The organism is Pyrinomonadaceae bacterium, assembly GCA_036277115.1.
GTDB lineage: Bacteria > Acidobacteriota > Blastocatellia > Pyrinomonadales > Pyrinomonadaceae > UBA11740.
In genome coordinates this window covers 891,705-905,676 of the sequence record DASUNM010000023.1, presented here as the reverse complement: position 1 = coordinate 905,676, position 13,972 = coordinate 891,705, and the positions used below count along the sequence as shown (strand labels likewise).

At 56.8% G+C, this 13,972-nt stretch carries 14 protein-coding genes; 8 read left to right on the top strand and 6 right to left on the bottom strand.

Annotation, left to right across the window (positions count from 1 at the left end):
• From VFX97_10700 to VFX97_10675, 6 genes are all read left to right on the top strand, one after another.
• Complete coding sequence (locus VFX97_10700) at nt 1-1,488, top strand: formimidoylglutamate deiminase (protein HEX5703657.1); 1,488 nt, start codon at nt 1-3, stop codon at nt 1,486-1,488.
• A 120-nt stretch (nt 1,489-1,608) separates the two neighbouring features.
• Entirely contained in the window at nt 1,609-2,760 is a 1,152-nt protein-coding gene (gene argE, locus VFX97_10695; GenBank protein ID HEX5703656.1) for an acetylornithine deacetylase, read from the top strand.
• Nucleotides 2,761-2,837: 77 nt separating this feature from the next.
• Complete coding sequence (locus VFX97_10690) at nt 2,838-3,614, top strand: carboxypeptidase-like regulatory domain-containing protein (protein HEX5703655.1); 777 nt, start codon at nt 2,838-2,840, stop codon at nt 3,612-3,614.
• 16 nt (nt 3,615-3,630) lie between these two features.
• Complete coding sequence (locus tag VFX97_10685; protein HEX5703654.1) at nt 3,631-4,860, top strand: hypothetical protein; 1,230 nt, start codon at nt 3,631-3,633, stop codon at nt 4,858-4,860.
• Between the two features lies 1 nt (nt 4,861).
• Nucleotides 4,862-6,037 carry a hypothetical protein gene (locus tag VFX97_10680; protein ID HEX5703653.1) on the top strand — a complete coding sequence of 392 codons (1,176 nt, stop codon included), beginning with the start codon at nt 4,862-4,864 and terminating at the stop codon, nt 6,035-6,037.
• A gap of 4 nt (nt 6,038-6,041) precedes the next feature.
• A complete protein-coding gene (locus tag VFX97_10675; GenBank protein HEX5703652.1) occupies nt 6,042-6,656 on the top strand; it encodes a cytochrome P460 family protein in 615 nt (204 codons plus the stop codon).
• Nucleotides 6,657-6,696: 40 nt separating this feature from the next.
• Here VFX97_10675 and VFX97_10670 read toward each other — a convergent pair whose 3' ends face one another.
• Genes VFX97_10670 through VFX97_10655 form a run of 4 tightly spaced genes read right to left on the bottom strand, consistent with a single transcriptional unit; the run spans nt 6,697 to nt 9,789 of the window.
• Entirely contained in the window at nt 6,697-7,176 is a 480-nt protein-coding gene (locus VFX97_10670; protein ID HEX5703651.1) for a DUF6265 family protein, read from the bottom strand.
• Nucleotides 7,177-7,231: 55 nt separating this feature from the next.
• Entirely contained in the window at nt 7,232-7,471 is a 240-nt protein-coding gene (locus tag VFX97_10665; protein ID HEX5703650.1) for a type II toxin-antitoxin system RelE/ParE family toxin, read from the bottom strand.
• On the bottom strand, nt 7,468-7,698 hold the full coding sequence (locus VFX97_10660; GenBank protein HEX5703649.1) for an addiction module protein: 231 nt from the start codon (nt 7,696-7,698) through the stop codon (nt 7,468-7,470). The genes VFX97_10665 and VFX97_10660 overlap by 4 nt, the downstream gene beginning before the upstream one ends.
• 48 nt (nt 7,699-7,746) lie before the next feature.
• Nucleotides 7,747-9,789 carry an Ig-like domain-containing protein gene (locus VFX97_10655; protein HEX5703648.1) on the bottom strand — a complete coding sequence of 681 codons (2,043 nt, stop codon included), beginning with the start codon at nt 9,787-9,789 and terminating at the stop codon, nt 7,747-7,749.
• A gap of 113 nt (nt 9,790-9,902) precedes the next feature.
• Between VFX97_10655 and VFX97_10650 the strand changes: the two genes are divergently transcribed.
• Complete coding sequence (locus tag VFX97_10650; GenBank protein HEX5703647.1) at nt 9,903-10,475, top strand: hypothetical protein; 573 nt, start codon at nt 9,903-9,905, stop codon at nt 10,473-10,475.
• A gap of 9 nt (nt 10,476-10,484) precedes the next feature.
• Here the strand turns inward: VFX97_10650 and VFX97_10645 are convergent, their stop codons facing one another.
• Both VFX97_10645 and VFX97_10640 read right to left on the bottom strand, forming a co-directional pair.
• Nucleotides 10,485-11,690, bottom strand: coding sequence for a pyridoxal phosphate-dependent aminotransferase (locus VFX97_10645; GenBank protein ID HEX5703646.1), 1,206 nt, complete (start codon nt 11,688-11,690; stop codon nt 10,485-10,487).
• 247 nt (nt 11,691-11,937) lie between these two features.
• Nucleotides 11,938-12,357: a response regulator gene (locus VFX97_10640; GenBank protein ID HEX5703645.1), complete on the bottom strand. Its 420-nt coding sequence runs from the start codon at nt 12,355-12,357 to the stop codon at nt 11,938-11,940.
• A gap of 247 nt (nt 12,358-12,604) precedes the next feature.
• On the opposite strand from VFX97_10640, the gene VFX97_10635 reads away from it, so the two are divergent.
• Nucleotides 12,605-13,954, top strand: coding sequence for a DUF512 domain-containing protein (locus VFX97_10635; protein HEX5703644.1), 1,350 nt, complete (start codon nt 12,605-12,607; stop codon nt 13,952-13,954).
• Nucleotides 13,955-13,972: the final 18 nt, after the last annotated feature.

Here is a 13,972-nt window from a genome sequence, read left to right as displayed (position 1 = left end):
ATGGCGAACGCCGAAAAGTTCAATGCGTCGATCGCGTGGCTGCCGGATTTCATCTACACGGGCGGCCGGTTTGAGAGCGGGCGAGCGCTGGTTTGCGATGCTTCCGGGACGATCGTAAGTCTGCCGCGCGTCGCAGAACTCCGAGATGAAAAACGAGTTCGGCTGACGAATCGCGCGATGCTCCCAGGAATGGTGAATGCGCATTCGCATGCGTTTCAGCGGGTGCTGCGCGGGCGCACCGAATATCGCACTGGGGATCGCGACAGCTTCTGGACTTGGCGCGAAATGATGTACTCGGCGGCGACGAGGCTCACGCCGGAAGACGTTTACGACGCATCGCGGATGGCGTTCCTGGAAATGGCTTTGAGCGGGATCACCGCCGTGGGCGAGTTTCACTACCTGCATCACGCGCCGGACGGAAAGCCTTACGACGATCCGAATCTGCTGGCGAAAGAAGTTGTCCGCGCGGCTGGCGACGTCGGACTGCGCATCGCGCTTTTGCGAGTCGCTTACGTTCGATCAGGCTTTCGCAGTGATCCCAATCCGCAGCAGGCGCGATTCATCGAGCCCGACGCGGTGAGTTACCTTCGACATGTCGATGATTTAGGGTCCGCACTGCTCCGGAGTGCTAATTCGTCGAACAACCCAGGCACGCCAGAGGCACGCGCACCGACCGCCTGGACTGGTGTTGCGCCCCACAGCGTACGCGCTGTCCCGCTGGAATACCTGCGCGAAGTGATCGCTCACGCGAACAAACTTAGCCTGAGCGTGCATATGCACGTCGCCGAACAGCCGGCTGAGGTTTCAGCGTGCGTCGAAGAATACGGCCGGACGCCGATCGCTCTGTTAGAAACGGAAGGATTATTGAGCGACCGCTTCACCGCCGTTCACGCGATTCACGTAACGCCGAAAGCGATGCCGGCATTCGCCAGGACGGGGGCGATGGTGTGCGCGTGTCCGACGACGGAGCGCAACCTTGGCGACGGCGTTGTGCCGGCGGATGAATATCTCAAACATGGCGTGCCGATCTGTCTGGGAACTGACAGCCACGTGCAAATCGATCCGTTTGAAGAGGCGCGCGAGTTGGAGTATCACCTGCGTCTGCAGAAGATGGAGCGGGTCGTACTGGGAGCGCGGACGCCTTTGTCCGCGGATGCGCCATCACAACTCGCGGCGTATCTCTTCGACTGTGCGACAGTTAACGGCGTACGCAGCATCAGTTCTCCGAGCGGCACAGTGGACGTTGGAAAACCCGCCGACTTTTTCACAGTCGATCTCAATGATCCTTCAATAGCGGGAGCTTCACCGAACGATCTGCTCTCGTCGATTGTGTTTTCCGCGTCGCGTGCCGCGGTGCGCGAAGTCGTCGTCGGGGGAAAGCCGATCGTTTCCGACGGACAGCACTTGATTCAGGAAGAAGTTGTTGAGCGCTTTGGTGAGTTGCAGAAGCGACTGTGGGATGAAGCGGGGGCAAGCCCACCTTCCTGACCTTGAGCTGGATTTATTTGACCGATTGAAAGTGGTTGAACGTCTTTCAAGCTGAAGGGACAACGACGCCGAATTAATCTCTCAGGTTGGGAAGGCGGGCTCGCCCCGCTTCTTCATAAAATGACTGTCGAACAAACCTTAGCCGAACTCGTCGCCATTGATTCTGTATCCGCGCGCTCGAACGCGGAAATTGTTTTGTATCTGCAAAAGCGTTGCGAGGCCCTCGGATTTAAAATTCAGAGATTTCCACATGTTGATGAACATGGGATCGAGAAAATAAATCTGGTGGCACAGACTTCACTCTGTGATTCTCAAATTGCCGGTTCACAGACTGAAGTCTGTGCCCCGGAGCTCGCGCTCGTCGGTCACACCGATACCGTTCCTTACGATCAAAATTGGAAGGAAGCGCTGACCCTGACCGAACGCGAGAGCAAGCTGTTTGGGCGCGGCGCGTGCGACACGAAAGCGTTCATCGCCGCGGCGCTGACCGCGGTGGAGAGCATCGACATCGCGAAGCTTCGCAAACCGCTCGCGTTGGTGTTCACCGCAGATGAGGAGATTGGTTGTCTCGGAGCGAAGCGTCTGGCTGACGCGAAGCCTTTCACCGCCAGGCACGCCATCGTTGGCGAGCCAACTTCATTGCAACCGATGCGCGCGGGAAAGGGATACTGTCTCGCGCATGTGACCGTTCATGGCCGCGAAGCTCACAGCGCTTATCCGCAAATCGGTGCGTCGGCGATCTTTCGCGCCGCGAAGTTGATCGAAAAGATCGAAGCGATTGCCGAAGACGTGAAGAGTGACGCGCACACTGGATTTGATCCGCCTTACACAACTCTCAATATTGGTCTCATTAACGGCGGCAGCGCGAAGAACGTAATTCCCGGCGAGTGCCGTTTCACGCTCGAGTGGCGAACTATTCCGGGTCAACCAGCCGATTTCGTCTTGAATCTGGTTCGTGCCGCAGTTTCAGAGTTAGAGAAAGTCGATCTGGAGTTCGCTTGTGAGATCGAGGCTGATCGTGCCGATGACAGCTTCGAAACGCCCACCGGTTCTGACCTGGTTAAGTTCCTCGAGCAAGCATCAGGGAAAGCTCCGGGCACCGTTGCGTTCGGCACGGAAGCGCCCAGTATGATTGCGCTCGGCGCTCAAGCTGTTGTCTTCGGTCCGGGAAACATTCGCGTCGCGCACCGCACCGGCGAATTTGTGCCCGTGGATGAACTAGCTCGCTGCGTGGGCATTCTGCGCGCAGCTATCGCCCATTTTTGCCTGTAAGCTTGGGCGCCGGCAGGCAACCTGATTTAATGCGCCGGAGTCGAATCTCCGCCTAAGACGTTCCCGTCAATCGAGCAATGAAACCGGATCCGCTGAAAAACCTTCGCATCGCTTCACCCTGCCCCATGAACTGGGACCAGATGACGGGCGATAATCGCGCGCGCTTTTGCAGTCTGTGTAATCTGCACGTGTACAACATCGCTGAGCTGACGCGAAAGCAGGCGGTGGCGCTGATAACCGAGACTGAAGGTCGGATCTGCGGGAGGATTTATCGCCGATCGGACGGAACCGTTATCACCAAAGATTGCCCGGTTGGCTTGCGCGCAATCCGCCGGCGCGTCGCGCGAACTGCGGGAGCGGTTTTCGCGACGCTGGTCGCCTTAACTTCCTCAGCGTTTGGTCAGAGCCCATCGAAAAAAGATCACCCTTCGTGTAAGCAACAGGTAACCATTTCCCGGAAGGAATCCGACACGGAACCCGGCGCCTTTACGGGCACGGTGGTTGATGCTAACGGGGCTTATGTGGCGGGCGTGCGGATTAAGATCACCGACAGAAAATCCGGGAAATCAATTGAGGTCGCTTCAAATGACGAAGGTCGTTTTCGGACAGAAGCGCTCGGAGCGAGTGTTTATGATGTGTCTGCGGAATCGGCGGGCTTCAAAAAACTCGAAATCGCTCAACTCACCATCGCGGCAAAGGAAACTGTGACTTTGACGCTGATTCTGACCGTTGCTGATCCGGCGACGGAGGTTTTAGTAGGCGTTGTTTTAGTCGAACCGATGGTTGACACGACAAAGCCGGGGCTAACTTATACTATTACCAGTGACATCTTTCGGAGACTTCCGATCCCCTAGGCGACTCGTGTTACCCATGCCGCTACTTGTTGTTTTGCGAAATACCTCATCGTCATTGCGGCGCGCGCGCTACGCGCTGACCTTCACTGTGATGATGCTGATGCTCGTGTGCGCAGCTACAGCCTCGGCGCAGAACAATTCGCCTTTTGCTGAACCAACCGAACTTCAGCAGGGGCCGCCGCTCACGAATCAGGAATACGTGGCGCTGCTTTACCAGTTGCCGAGACATCCGGAAGAGCGTGACCGCCTGATTGATCAGATCAGAAAGCGTGGCATCGCATTCCCATTGACGCCGGGTCTGCTGAGCCTGACTGCGACGAAGAGTGGCAACGACACGTTGCTGCGGCACACTTTGGAAGAAGCAAATCGCCGCCGCATCAATCCGGCGCTCGCCGTGCGGCCTTCCGCTGCTGAAGCCGCTGAATTGTTAGAGCGCACGCGCAAGGCGACGCTCGGCGCGACGCAGCAGATGCCGGACTATTTGGTGAAGCAACAGATCGCGCGGTCGCGGGCGATCGGCACGACGAGCAACTGGAACGTGTACGACCGGCTGTCGATTGCCGTTAGTTACCGGCAGAACCTGGGCGAGCAGTACAAACTTCTTTCCGTAAACGGCATGCCGCCGAATGTTGATGAAGGGGAAGGATCGAACTACGGCAACAAAATTGGCGGCACGACTTCCAGCGGCGAATACGTCTCGATGCTGGTGCAATTGTTTGAACCGGCGACGCAAGCGGAGTTCGAAGCCGTGGACACGGATACGTTGCGCGGTCGCCGCACGGTTGTATACGAGTACTCCGTCAAACGAGAGCTGTCGAAGCAGAGTTTGCAGTTCCAGGCCGGTATCGATGCCAGTCCCGTGGGGACCATTGTCGGCTACCGCGGCCGCATCTGGGTGGATCGCGACGACAATCGCGTCCTGCGGCTCGAGACCATTTCAGTAGAGATTCCGCCGGACTTTCCGATCACCGCCGCGCGCAGCGTCATCGATTACGAATGGGTAGCGATCAATGAGGTGTCGCACCTGCTGCCCTCGCGCGCTTTGATCGAGCTGACCAGTCGCCTGGGTTCACGGACTGAGCAGACGCGCAACGACATTTTGTTTCGCGGCTATCGCAAGTTCGGTACGGAAGTGAAGATTACCGACATCGATGAAACTGATTTCCCCGCTGATCCGCCCGAAGACGAGCCGAAGAAACCCGAGACCGCGCCAGTACTCAAGCCTCCACCACAGAAGAAACCGTGACATGCCCACCGGTCACCGCCGCATCGCCGTCCTCCTGATCCTAGTCTGTGCGTCGCTCGCGGCTGCGCAATCAAAGCCTGACAAGGATTACCTTTTCTATGTCGTCTCGGAAGGCGCGGACAAGATCGCGCGCGTGCGTTTCGGATCGAACGGGGCGCGCGTTGAGCGCGAACTGGACACCGGCGACATGCCGATCGACATCGACGGGCCGCACGGCATCGTCATGTCTCCTGACCGGAAGTTTTATTACGTCTCCATCGGACACGGACGGCCCTTCGGTTTAGTTTGGAAGTATTCGACGAAAGACGACAGCGTGGTTGGAAAAGCCACGCTCAGTTACTTTCCCGCGACGATGGACGTCTCAGCGGACGGGCAGTTCCTGTTTGTCGTGAATTTCAATCTGCACGGCGACATGGTGCCATCATCTGTTTCGGTCGTCTCAACGCCGACGATGACGGAAGTCGCGCGGATTCAAACCTGCACGATGCCGCACGGTTCGCGGCTGAATGTGCAAGGCACGAAGCAATATTCGGCGTGCATGATGGATGACATGCTGGTTGAGATCGACACGCGCACTTTCAAGGTCGGCCGGCATTTCATCGTCACCAAGGGGAAAGAACTCGGCATGTCCGGCGCGCCGAAGGTGCAGACCAATACAACTGGAATGTCTCAGCCGATGAAGCATACCGGCGGCCATGGCATGGAAGCGCCCAAACCTGGCGACGTTTCGTGCCAGCCTACCTGGGCACAACCTTCAATCGATGGGTTGACGATCTACATCGCTTGTAATGCGTCGAGTGAAATCGTCGAAATCAATGCGGGCACCTGGAAACTTGTGCGTCGCATCCCGGCGCGCGCCGGTGTATACAACCTTGCGATCACCCGCGACGGCGCACGATTGGTGGCGACGAACAAACGGGATCAGTCGGTTTCAATCTACGATTTGAAGAGCGGAAAGGAACTCGCGCGCCTGCCGACAAAACGAAAGGTGCTGCACGGCGTGATCATCTCGCCCGACGATCTTTATGCTTTTGTCACGGTGGAAGGTGTCGGAAATGAACCAGGCACGGTCGAGATAATCGATTTAAAAGCGATGAAGACCGTCGCCACCGTTGACGTTCCCCGGCAAGCAGCGGGAATCGATTTCTATAAAACTGAAGCGCCGAACGGAGGATGAGCCAATGATCAAGAAAGAACGGCGGATGCTGCCGGCTTTTACGGTGGCAACGATCCTGTTAATTGGTTTGGCAATCAATTATCCGGCGCTCCGATCGGTCCTTTCGCGCGAGCTTGCATCTGGATCGGACGCTCCAGACGCGGTGAAGGCGATCGCCGGCTATCGAAGTTGGACGAAGGTGAATCCCAAACCCGAAGTTATGAATGCCCAGACTGCCGGACTCTGCGGGATTTCGCTTTCGCCAAGTGGCGCGAACATTTTTGGCGGGACCAACCCTCATCACCGAAAGTACATTACGGTTTATGTCAACGAATCGGGCCGCAAAGCCATGATGGAACAGGCCTCGCCGAAGTTTCCGCAAGGCTCAGTGATTGTAAAAGAGAAGTTATCCGAACCATCGAGTGAGGCCCCCGAACTTCTGACCGTAATGATCAAACGTGAAAAGGGATTCAATCCGAAGAGCGGTGATTGGGAATATGCAGTGTTTGACGGAACCGGAACCAAATTGGAGTCGCGCGGGAAACTGAGCAACTGCCAGAGCTGCCACGTGACTTTTCCACATTCAGATTACGTTTTCCGGACTTACCTGACGGATGATGTCCGCAACAAACTGAAATAAGCTGGCGCAGCTTCGGTTCTGAGCCTGAACTCGTGCCGCCTCACTCGCATTTCGCGCGTTTGTAGGGATAGTCGATTCCGCGCAACTGACCATTAACCGTCGCTTCCACGCGGGCGAACAACGAGCCATCAGGCTGCAAGCGATAAATGATTCGCTGCGGAAAGTCGTGCTGCGGATTTTCAAAGACAGCTTCCTTGTTCTGCAGCTTCACGAGCTTGAATGAAGCTTCAGCCTGGCCGGAAGGTTTCGCGACGTAGTAAATCGCGCCATCTTTGTCTTCGCGAATCTGGGTGAACTCAAATTCGGCGGCTTTGCCTTGAGAGACTGTGCGGGCCATCCCGAGCATGATCCCGCCGCCGGGTTTCATCCACTGCTCGTTTACCTGACGACCGCGAAGGTTTGCTTCCCAACATCCGGCGAACCAGGAGAGATCATTGATGGTGGGTTTCGGTGTTTGGGCGCGTACGATGACCCATCCAACCAACAGAACCAAAACGATCGTCACCGATCTTAGATTCATGAGATTCGATCCTTCCAGTAATTCGGCTCTCGGCTGAAATGCAAGACCGCAATTATTAGAACAAAGTCGCGTGCGATTGTGTAGAGAATACCGTAGGGAAAAACGTGCGCAACAGAGACGAGCGACGAACATCTTCGTCGATCACCCGCCAGCGCGTTGGCGATTCCAGAATCTGATCGATCGCAGTTTCGATTGCTTCGATGAATCGAACTTGAAGGTCAGGATCTTGTGCCGCGTAGTAAGCCGCGGAGGCCTCGTATTCGTCCAAGGCTTCTGGGTGGAACTCCCAGTTCATCGCTTGAGCGTATCGCGAACTCTGCGAAGGCCCTCCGGGCCGGAAATGGTTTTAACTTTAGCGCGAACTTCGTCGCGTCGTCGTTTGGCCTCGCTGAGCCACAACTGCTCAATCCGACCCAGTTCGGCAGAATCTAAACTCTCCACCAGCAAATCCGCCAGTTTCGCACGCGACTCGGGCGGCAACATCATGGCTTGTTCCGCGAGTTGTTCAACCGTCGTGCTCATAATGAGAAAACAATACGCCTACCGACAACTGCTTTTCAATTCTTGGATTCACTGACCAGGGCTCGTAGTGGATCCCTTTTCGATTTTCTCGCCAACCTTCACCACCCACAGCCCGGAGTTGATGTCATTGAAGTAAATCAGGCCTTTGTGTGGCTGCGCGCCCCAGGTTAAGGGCAAGTTCGGACGGAAGCTTTCGGGATCGGCGGTGAACAACCGGCCCATCTCGCGACCTTGTCGATAGAGATCACCACGCAGCTCGCCGGAAACATCGACCACGCGCGCGCCGCCACTGTAGTAACCCATGTACATGACATCGTTCTCAACCCACATGTTGTGCGCGCCGCCTTCGGGCACCTCGTATTCCGCAACCTTACGCGGGTTGTTAATGTCGGAAACGTCTATCACGTGCGTTGTGCCGCGCACTGGAACTCGGCGCCGCGAACTAAGGTCGAAGATAGATGGGAAGACTTCATCGCCCACGAACACATAATTCTTGTAGCGAAAAACTGAGTGCGTGCCCGCGAGCCAGCCATCGCCGTAAAGCTCGTAGTGATTGAAACGAATTTGACTGACGAGCTTTGGATTTTCCGGGCTGCCGCCTTTGATTCCGGCTCCGACGTCGAGAATCACCAGGCCGTCGTGCCAGTAAGCGAGATAAGCCAGACCATCCTTCACTTGGAGATCGTGAAGATAACGCCCGGCCGTCGTCTCGCCGTCTTTGGTGCGCACCAACGTCGCATGCTGCGGTTCGGTCTGCCAGCGCGCGACCTCTTTCGGATTCTTCACGTCCGCGAAATCGATGACGCGCATTGAGCCCGTCGCGTCGTCGGTCAGGTAAACGTAATGGCCATCGACAAAGGCGCTGTGCACCCCGCCGGTGACGGTGGCTGTGTATTCAGAAATCAGTTTCGGGTGCGCGGGATCAGAGGTGTCGTAGAACGCGATGCCGTTTTTGCGACTCGAAGCGTTCTCTCGGGAAATCACCAGGATCTTTCCGTCAGCGGTGGTGCTGATATCGTTGATGAGACGCGCATCGACTTTCACCGTGTCAGTCAGTTTCGGATTCGCCGGATCCGAAATGTCATAGACGACGAAGTGATCGGCAATGGTCGAGTAGTAAGCATAATTCCCGATGAGCCAGACTTCCGCGGCCTGAACGTCTTTGAATCTCGCCCGGCCCACAACGGTTAGTTGTCGTTCCGCGTTGCGCGGCGCAACCAGAATCGATGAAGTCGCCGAAACATTTCCGGCGGTAGCGGTGACGACATACGTGCCCGGTTGTTCAGCGACGAATGCGCCATCAGGATAAACCGTCGCGCCGGTGCCGCTCACCGTCCAGCGCGGGGTGAACGCGTCATTCGGAGTTCCCTTTGCTTTGAAGCTAACCACGTCGCCCGTGCGTGCGTTGGCCGATGCCGGCTCGACCTTGATCGAACTGAGAGTATTCCCGGCGACGGTAACTGCAGTCGTCGTCTTCGCCTCGCCTGACGCTGCCGTGATGGTGGCTTTTCCACGCGCGACTGCCGTGACAACGCCCGCCGCGTCAACCGTCGCGATGGCTGGTTTGTCAGAGGACCAGGTTACGGGAACGCCTTTGCGCGGGTCACCACTGGCCGTGCGTGTCGTGGCTTCGAGTTGGATGACGCTGCCAACAATCAAAGGATATTTGAGTGAACTGACGGAAATCGATTTGACGCCCACCGTCCGAACGCGAATCGTCGTTACGCCCGTCTTGCCGCCGACGATGGCCCCGGCGATAACTTCACCCGGCGCCACCAGCTTAATCACGCCGTTGTCGTCCGCAACCGCGGCGTCGAAAGGGCCCGCAAAGTAAGTCGATGGCGATTCTTTGACGACGTTGCCGGCGGCATCTTTCGCGACCACAGTGAGCTTTACCGTCTGACCGACATCTGCCTCCTTTTGCGAAGCCGTGACTTCCACGGTGGCGACGGGGCCTGCCGGCTGAGCATGCGCCGCAACGTGAAAGAGCAGGATTGAAACAGTGACGAGTGTTAGACGTTTGAAGACGAGCATCCGAACCTCCGCATTCGCAAATGAAACCAGGTGCGCCATGTTATTCAATGGCCTCATGAAAAGGCAAAGTTCTCTCAGACTGGCAATCGTCCCAGCGTGAACGGCCGGCGGTTGCCGCTTTTTCGAAAACGAACTAAAGTTTGAACCCTGAACCTGCAGTTGGAGGAGAAATGAAGCGAGCAATTGTCTGCGTTTTTGCGTTCGCGTTGGTGATGGCCGTCGGCGTCGCGGCGCAAAACAACAAACACTTTACGAAAGACGGGCTGTCGTTCGACTATCCGAACGGTTGGACGATTGTCGACGAAAGCAACTCTGACGCACAGCAACTCACCCTGAGTCCGGGTGACGATAGTGGTGCGATGATCAAGTTCTTCGTCCACCGCGGCAAGGTAAACACCCCCGACAAACTGGCCCTCGCAAAGGCCAAGATCATTGAGCCTTATCTGGCTTACACGGAGAAACAGTTCGTCGGGATGGGCGCAAAGCCCGAGCGCGTTACGGCAACTACGAAGATCGCCGGCGCTGACGCGGAAGGCGTGCGCATCACCGCGGTACTCGATCGTGAACCTGGTGAGGCGGGGATTTACTGGGTGACCGTGGGGGAACGCCTGGTTGTGCTGACCTTGTTCGGGCCGGACAAGGCCACCAAGAAAGCCGCGCCGACGTGGGAGGCAGTGCGCAACAGTTTGAAGATCGAAGCGCCCGCGTCGAAAGCGACGCCGTCACCAACGGCAAAGCCGTAAGTAACGCGGTCATCTACTTCGGTTGTACGCTTCCACCCCAGCCGCGAGGATCTTCATGGCCCGCGCCAGATCATCGCAGTTGAGTACATAGGCGATGCGAACCTCATCCTTGCCCATGCCTGGGGTCCCGTAGAATCCTTCGGCCGGCGCCACCATCACCGTCTCATTGTCGAGCTGAAACTCTTCCAGCATGAAGATCGCGAATTCTTCGCCGTCGCGAATCGGTAACTTGGGCATAACGTAGAATGCGCCCCGCGGCTTGAGGCAGACCGCCCCCGGTATCTTCGCGATTGCATCGCATACCAGGTCTCGGCGGCTTTGGTATTCGCGACGCGTCTCGGCGAAGTAGCTGTCCGGCACCTTCACCGCAGCCATCGCCGCCAACTGGTCCACCGTCGGTGGGCAAAGCCGCGCCTGTCCAAACTTCAATACTGCGGCCATCAACTCCGCATTCCGGCTGATGACGCAGCCGATCCGAGCCCCACATGCGCTGTAACGCTTGGACACGCTATCCACCAAAATAGCCCGGTCTTCGATCCCGGGTAGATTGAGGACACTCGTGTGTTCGGTGTCGTCGTCGTAGATGAACTCGCGGTACGCCTCGTCGCCGATTAGGTAGAGCCCGTGCTCGACGCATAACTCCGCGAGCATTTCCAGTTCACTTCGGGTGAAGACCGCACCCGTCGGGTTCCCCGGGTTGGAATAAATGATTGCTCGGGTTCTGCTGGTGATGGCTCTTTCGAACTCCGCTTTGGCTGGCAGGGCAAAACCCGTCTCGGCCAGACATGTCACCGGAACGAGCTTGACGCTGGCAGTTGACGCGAATCCCGCATAGTTGGTGTAGAAAGGTTCCGGGACAATGACTTCGTCACCGGCATCAGCCACCGTGTCCAGCGCGAACATTATTGCCTCGCTGCCGCCGGTCGTCACCAGAATGTCCTGAGCCCGAACTTCTATCCCTACGCCCCTATAGTAAAGAACCAGCGCGTCAATATATTCCTTCAAGCCCTGCGACGGCCCGTAAGAGAGCACCTTGATATCGACGTTCCGATATCCGTCCATCATCTCGGCCGGAGTCTCGATATCCGGCTGGCCAATGTTCAAGTGATAGACCTTGATGCCGCGGGCCTTGGCCCGGTCGGCGTACGGCACCAGCCTTCGAATCGGAGATGCCGGCGTTTCGATAGCCCGACGGGAAAGTGCGATTTTGCTCAATACGACTCCATTCACGATAGCTCTACCTCGCTCGATCGACCGCATGCTGCTCGGCAGGACGGCCCACCGAATATACCAGAGCTTCCCGGTCGGACAAGCGTGCGGAAGAGACGTTACGCGGCCAAAGCTAGCTTCAGAGCGGTGGGCGGATCAAGAATCTGAGAACGGGTTTCCGAAACGTTTTCGCACTTAAAAGAAACCAGGCTTAGCCTACCGCGAAGCGAGCCGTAACGGACGAGATGTTGAATTATTTCCCGAGGACGGTTTTCAGGCACGCTTTCAAGTCATCGGCCTTTACCGGCTTGTAGAGGAACGCGTCAATCATCACCTCAACATTGGACGAAGCTGCTCTATTCTCCTGGCCGGTTAGCAGCACGATCGGAATACTCGAGAGCTTCGGATTTTTCCGGAGAAACGCGGCGAGTTGTTGGCCGCTCAAGTTCGGCATGATGGCGTCCGTGACCACGACGTCGATCGCCGCAGACATGGCCACCTTCATTGCTTCCAGACCGTCCTCAGCCGTCAGCACACGATAACCAGAACGCTGAAGCGTGACCTCCAGATATCGCCTGACCGACCGATCGTCCTCTACCAGCAGCACGCAAGGTTGCGAGTCGGCGCCGTTGGTCGCCGCCTCGCGCAATGGCGATGATTCGTCTTCACTCATGATTGGGGACGCGATTTGAAAAGAGGCGAGTCAACAACTTAGTTCAGTAAATCTGAGATTAAGCTGCGCTTTCGGACTTGTCAACGGGTTTACCGAAATGGGAAACGGTCGCGCCTTTGTTATACTCGTGGGTTCATGAGGTAAGCCTTATGGGACTCATAGGACCCATAGGTCTATACGACGCATACGTCCTTTACGATCCCGGTCCTGTACTACCGATAGTCGCCGACGAAGCTAGATATTTTTCATGTACGAATTTGCCGTCACACCAGCAGTAACCCAACTCCGCCGTCGCGGTGTCGAGATTTTTGAAGTGTCACCGGGAACAATCGCCGCGGAGCTGGAACTGGAACGCGGTGATCGAATCATGCGGGTGAACGGGCGCGCGGTGCGGGATTATCTCGATTTCCGCTTTCACACCGCCGGCGAAACTGAACTGACAATCGACGTGCGCAAAAGCAGCGGCGAAGACTGGGAACTTAATATTGAACGCGACGAATCTGAGGACTTGGGAATCAGTTTCGAGCAGATCGTGCCGCGCCAGTGCGCCAACGAATGCCTGTTTTGCTTTTGCAAAGGAAATCCGGAAACGGCGCGGCCGTCGCTGTTCGTGCGTGACGAAGACGTGCGGCTGTCGTTCCTTTACGGCAACTACACCACGCTGACTTCGATCAGCGAGGACGAGATGAAGCGCGTCATCGAACAGCGCCTGACCCCGCAATACGTCTCAGTCCACGCCACCGATCTCGACGTGCGCGCCTACCTCCTGGGGGTCGACAAAACGAGGGCAGACATTTCCGGGAAGCTGCAACGGCTGATGGACGCGGGAATTGAAATTCACGCTCAGGTCGTGCTCTGTCCGAAGATTAATGATGGCGAGATTTTGAAACGCACCGTTAACGACCTCGCCGCGCTGCATCCGAAAGTTACCAGCGTCGCGATCGTGCCGCTGGGTTTGACTAGATACTTGAATGATCCGCGACTGACGCCGGTCACGCCTGAGTTTTGCCGCGAAACGATTCGCGCAGTGTCTGAGATGCAGCGCGACCTCCGCGGGCGACTGGGAACAACGTTCGCTTTTCTTGGCGACGAGATCTATCTCAAGGCCGGCCGCGCGATTCCTGCGCGCAAACATTATGGCGAGTATCCGCAGATTGAAGACGGCATCGGCATGGTGCGCAGCTTCGCGACTGAGTTCGAATCTCTGATGCGCAGGCTGGAACGCGGTTCAGTCCGTCCGTCAGCGAAGCCTCTTTCGGGAACGATTATGACCGGAACGCTATTCGCTCCCGTGTTGACGAAACTCATCGACCGAGTTAATCAGCGTTTCGGAACCAGCGTCACTGTTCTGGGTGTGGCCAACGAATACTTTGGCGGCGATGTGAGCGTGGCCGGCTTACTCACCGGCGGTGATTTTGTCGCTGCCCGTCGCCAGGTGTCAGGCGACTTTGTCATTATTCCGAAAGTCGCACTGAAGAGCGACGAACCAGTAATGCTCGACGGCATGCGGTTCGAGGAGTTGTGCGAGAATTTTGATGTGCCTGTGTACGCCCATGATTTCCAGGGGCTTGCCTCGATGATCGCGAACCCAAATTGATTTAGTCACAGCCAACCG